The sequence below is a fragment of the Bradyrhizobium sp. P2_E8 genome (assembly GCF_056403875.1).
Genome location: NZ_JBFUES010000540.1, coordinates 1 through 5,102, shown reverse-complemented (window position 1 = coordinate 5,102; position 5,102 = coordinate 1). Strand labels below are relative to the sequence as shown.

Below are 5,102 nucleotides of genomic sequence, written 5' to 3'. Positions count from 1 at the left end.
GGTCTTGGGCATGGACTTGCGATCCACGCCAGGGAGCGGTTTTGCCTTGAGGGAGACCGCGGCAGAGGCTGCGCCTCTTACTGGTAGCGCTTCTTACTGGTAGCCCTTGGGGAACGGATCCGGCTCGACGAGATCGGCGGTCTCGTAGATCAGCTCGAACTGGCCATCGAGCTTGGCGCGTCCCACCCGGGTCTTCGACCACAGATGATGGTTTTCGTGGATGCGCACATAGCCTTCCGGAGCGCCCTTGAACTCGACGCCCGGCGAGGCCGCCGCGATCTTGTCGACGTCGAAGGAGCCGGCCTTCTCGACCGTCAACTTCCAAAGCCACGGGCCGAGATAGGCAGCCTGGGTGACGTCCCCGATCACGGTCTTCTCGCCCCACAGCTTCTTGAACGCGGGCACGAAGGTCTTGTTGTTCGGGTTGTCGAGCGACTGGAAGTACTTCATGCAGGCATAGGCGCCCGCGATGTTCTCGCCGCCGATGCCGTCGATTTCGTCTTCGGTCACCGAGATCGTCAAGAGCGGCTGCTTGGCGAGGTCGATGCCGGCAGCCTTGAGCTGCTTGTAGAACGCGACGTTGGAACCGCCGACGACGTCGGTGAAGATCACGTCGGGCTTGGTCAGCTTGATCTTGTTGATGACCGAATTGAACTGGGTGTTGCCGAGCGGATAATACTCCTCGCCGACGACCTTGCCCTTCAGCACGTTCTCGACGTGCTTCCGCGCGATCTTGTTCGAGGTGCGCGGCCAGATGTAGTCGGAGCCGATGAAGAAGAACGACTTCGCGCCCTTCTCCTTCGCGATCCAGTTCAGGCCCGCGAGGATCTGCTGGGTCGCTTCCTGGCCGGTGTAGATGACGTTCTTGGACTGCTCGAGGCCTTCGTAGAAGGTCGGGTAGTAGAGCATGCCGTTGTACTGCTCCATGACCGGGAGCACGGCCTTGCGCGAGGCCGAGGTCCAGCAGCCCATGATCGCCGCGACCTTGTCGTTGACGAGCAGCTTCTTGGCCTTTTCGGCGAAGGTCGGCCAGTCGCTGGCGCCGTCTTCCTGGATGAACTTGATCTTGCGGCCGAGCACGCCGCCCATGGCGTTGATCTGCTCGATCGCGAGCTTTTCAGCTTCGATCGAGCCGGTCTCGGAGATGGCCATGGTGCCGGTCGCCGAATGCAGGATGCCGACCGTCACCTCGGTATCGGTGACTGCGAGACCCGTGGTATTGACCGCCGAGGTCGCCGGGGCCTGCGCAAAAGACGCCCGCGGCAGCATCGTGATGGCCGGCACGGCCGCCATTCCCATCAATAATTTGCGCCGGAGCGGCGACAACAGGCCCTTGTTTGCTTCGTCTGACATGAGCACCCCACTTTTGTTCGAGGACACGCGATTGGTGCCGTGAGGATGGCTCGAATTTGTGCAGCGCAAGCATACGCAAGATCGCGTATACTGCACCGCAAAATGCCGACGTAGGCTTTTGGTACGGGTTTTGCGAGGGATCCGGGTCGTATCGGAGTGGGGTTAAGTGGCAGGGCGGCAGCGAATAGACCGCGTCAGGCGCCAGTACAACCAATGGGTCGCCAACCAGACGCTGGAAGACTACGCGCTGCGCTTCACGGCCAAGAGCGCGCGCCGCTGGTCCACCGCCCGCGTCGCCAACACCGCGCTGGGCGCGATCTCGTTCCTGGCGATGGAGGCGATCGGCGGCACCATCACCCTGAACTACGGCGTCACCAACGCCACCGCCGCGATCCTCGTGGTTTCGACCATCATCTTCTGCTGCGGCGTGCCGATTGCCTATTATGCCGCCAAATGCGGCATCGACATTGACCTGCTGACGCGCGGCGCTGGTTTCGGCTACATCGGCTCGACCATCACCTCGCTGATCTACGCGTCCTTCACCTTCATCTTCTTTGCGATCGAAGCGGTGATCCTGGCGTCCGCGCTCGAGATGTGCTTCGGGATTCCGCGCCCCGTAGGCTATCTCATCAGCGCCGTCGTCATCATCCCGCTGGTGGCCTACGGCATCACGCTGATCAGCCGCTTCCAGCTTTGGACCCAGCCACTCTGGATCGTGCTCCACATCATGCCGTTTGCAGCGATCGCCTGGCACAACCCACACTCCTTTACGGAGTGGCGCAAGTTCTCGGGCGAGCACGGCGACCTCAACGGACATTTCGATCTGCTGCTGTTCGGTGTTGCGGCCTCGGTCGTGTTCTCGCTCGTGGCGCAGATCGGCGAGCAGGTCGACTTCCTGCGATTCCTGCCGCGCGACCGTCGCGCCTCCAGGACCTCCTGGTGGATCGCACTGATGAGCGCTGGGCCCGGCTGGATCGTGCTCGGCGCGCTGAAGCTTCTGGCGGGCTCGTTCCTCGCCTTCTTCGCGCTCGGCCACGGCGTGCCGCCCGAAGAGGCCGCCGAGCCGGCGCATATGTATCTCGAGGCCTTTCGATACGTGCTGTCGCAGCCGGACCTCGCGCTGGCGCTGACCGGCACCTTCGTGATCCTGTCGCAGGTCAAGATCAACGTCACCAACGCCTATGCCGGTTCGATCGCCTGGTCGAACTTCTTCTCGCGCCTGACCCACAGCCATCCCGGCCGCGTGGTCTGGCTGGTCTTCAACGTCATCGTGGCGCTGCTGTTGATGGAGATCGGCGTCTACAAGGCGCTGGAGCAGACGCTGGCGCTCTATTCCAACGTCGCGATCGCCTGGGTCGGCGCCCTGGTCGCCGACCTCGTCATCAACAAGCCGCTTGGCTTGCGGCCGCAGCAGATCGAGTTCAAGCGCGCGCATCTCTACGACATCAATCCGGTCGGCGTCGGCGCGATGACGATCGCGACCATTCTCTCCATCAGCGCCTTTTACGGCCTGTTCGGGCCGACCGCGAAGGCGCTGTCGGCCTTCATCGCGCTGGCGGTTGCCTTCCTCGCCGCCCCCCTGATCGCATGGGCGACCGGCGGCAAATACTACATCGCGCGCAAACCGAAGCGGAGCTGGCAGAACATCGAGGCGATCCAGTGCTGCATCTGCGAGCACTCGTTCGAACCGGAGGACATGGCCTCCTGCCCCGCTTACGCCGGGCCGATCTGCTCCTTATGCTGTTCGCTCGACGCCCGTTGCCACGACCTCTGCAAGCCGCATGCGCGCGCACAGACGCAGTTCTCCGAGACGCTCGGCAAGATCCTGCCGCAGCCGATCTATGAGCGGATCAATTCGCAGCTCGGCCATTACATCGGCGTGTTCGTGGTCTCGGCCGGGCTCGTCGCGCTCGTGCTGGGGCTGATCTATCTCCAGACCTCCGCGAGCGTGCATGGCGAGAACATGCTCGTTTCCGACGTGCTGTGGAAGGTGTTCTTCTCGCTCAGCATCATCATCGGCGTGGTGGCCTGGCTGTTCGTGCTGGCGCAGCAGAGCCGCCGCGCCGCGGAGGCCGAGACGCGGCGGCAGACCACGCTGCTGATCCAGGAGATCGACGCGCACAAGCGCACCGATGCCGAGCTCCAGCGCGCCAAGGAGGTCGCCGAATCCGCCAACCTCGCCAAGAGCCGCTATGTCGTCGGCCTCAGCCACGAGCTGCGCTCGCCGCTGAATGCGATCAGCGGCTATGCGCAGCTCCTCGAGCAGGATGCGACGCTGAGCACCAAGCCGCGCGACCAGGTCCGCGTCGTCCGCCGCAGCGCCGACCATCTCTCCGGCCTGATCGACGGCATTCTGGACATCTCCAAGATCGAGGCGGGGCGGCTGTATCTCTCGCGCGACGAGGTGCGCCTCAGCGAATTCCTCGACCAGCTCGTCGGCATGTTCCGGCTTCAGGCCGCCGCCAAGGGCATCGACTTCGTGTTCAGGCGTCCGGCGCATTTACCGGTCGTCGTGTATGCCGACGAGAAGCGGCTGCGCCAGGTGCTGATCAATCTGCTCTCCAACGCGATCAAATTCACCCAGGCCGGCAGCGTGCAGTTCGTCGTGCATTATCGCAGCCCCGTTGCCGAGTTCGAGGTCATCGACACCGGTCCCGGCATCCAGGGCGACGATCTTGAGCGCATCTTCGCGCCGTTCGAACGCGGCGCCCTCGGTGTCTCGCAGCCGCAGACCGGAACGGGCCTCGGGCTGACCATCAGCCGGCTGCTCGCCGGCGTCATGGGCGGTGACATCAAGGTCGTGAGCACGGTCGGCACCGGCAGCACGTTCAAGGTCAAGATCCTGCTGTCGGAGGTCGCCAATCCCCAGCGCATTGCGCCGGTGGAAGCGCCGGTCTCCGGCTATCACGGCGCGCGCAAGACGATCCTGATCACCGACGACGACCCTGTTCATCGCGACCTCCTGCGCGAGGTGCTGACGCCGCTCGGCTTCATCCTGCTCAGCGCCACCGACGGCCCGGGCTGCCTCGCGCTGGCGCAGCATTGCCGGCCCGATCTGTTCCTGCTCGACATCTCCATGTCCGGCATGGACGGCTGGACGGTCGCGGAGACGCTGCGCGCGAGCGGCCATCACCAGGCCCGGATCCTGATGGTCTCGGCAAGTGCGCTCGAGGCTCATGGCACGCCGCTGGCACAGCCATTCCACGACGGCTATCTGATGAAGCCGATCGACATTCCGCGGCTGCTGGAGACGATCCGCCAGCTGCTCAAGATCGAGTGGCAGTACGGCCCGGACGAGATCGCGGTGCCGTTCTGGCAGCCCGAGAGCGGCTCACGGCCGCCGCCGCGACACATCGAGGAGCTGATCGGGCTCGGCCAGATCGGCTACGTCAAGGGCATCCAGCTGAAGCTCGACGAGATCGGCAGCGAGCATCCGGAGCACGCCGACTTCGTCGCCCAGATGCGATCGCTGGTCGACCGCTTCGATCTCGACCAGTACATGGCCACATTGAAGACGTTGCATGCGCATGAGCATTGAGTCGAAGAAGCGCGACGTCGCGCTCGTTGTGGATGACTCTCCCGAAACGCTGCGGCTGCTCACCGACGCGCTCGACGGCGCCGGCATGACGGTGATGGTGGCACTCGACGGCGCGGCAGCGAKGCGCATCGTCGACCAGATCACGCCCGACATCGTGCTGCTCGATGCGGTGATGCCCGGCATGGACGGCTTCGAGACCTGCCGCCGCCTC

General features: G+C 64.2%; 3 protein-coding genes. 2 read left to right on the top strand and 1 reads right to left on the bottom strand.

Features of this window, described 5'->3' with window-relative positions; genetic code table 11:
• Window positions 1–93 precede the first annotated feature (93 nt).
• Window positions 94–1,353: an urea ABC transporter substrate-binding protein gene (urtA, locus tag AC1D00_RS25925; RefSeq protein ID WP_027542194.1), complete on the bottom strand. Its 1,260-nt coding sequence runs from the start codon at window positions 1,351–1,353 to the stop codon at window positions 94–96.
• A gap of 166 nt (window positions 1,354–1,519) precedes the next feature.
• Between urtA and AC1D00_RS25920 the strand changes: the two genes are divergently transcribed.
• Both AC1D00_RS25920 and AC1D00_RS25915 read left to right on the top strand, forming a co-directional pair.
• Window positions 1,520–4,891 (top strand): hybrid sensor histidine kinase/response regulator, encoded by a 3,372-nt coding sequence (locus AC1D00_RS25920; RefSeq protein ID WP_477012604.1) that lies wholly within the window; start codon window positions 1,520–1,522, stop codon window positions 4,889–4,891.
• On the top strand, window positions 4,881–5,102 hold a 222-nt coding region (locus AC1D00_RS25915), incomplete at its 3' end, for a response regulator (RefSeq protein WP_477012605.1). The genes AC1D00_RS25920 and AC1D00_RS25915, both read left to right, overlap by 11 nt.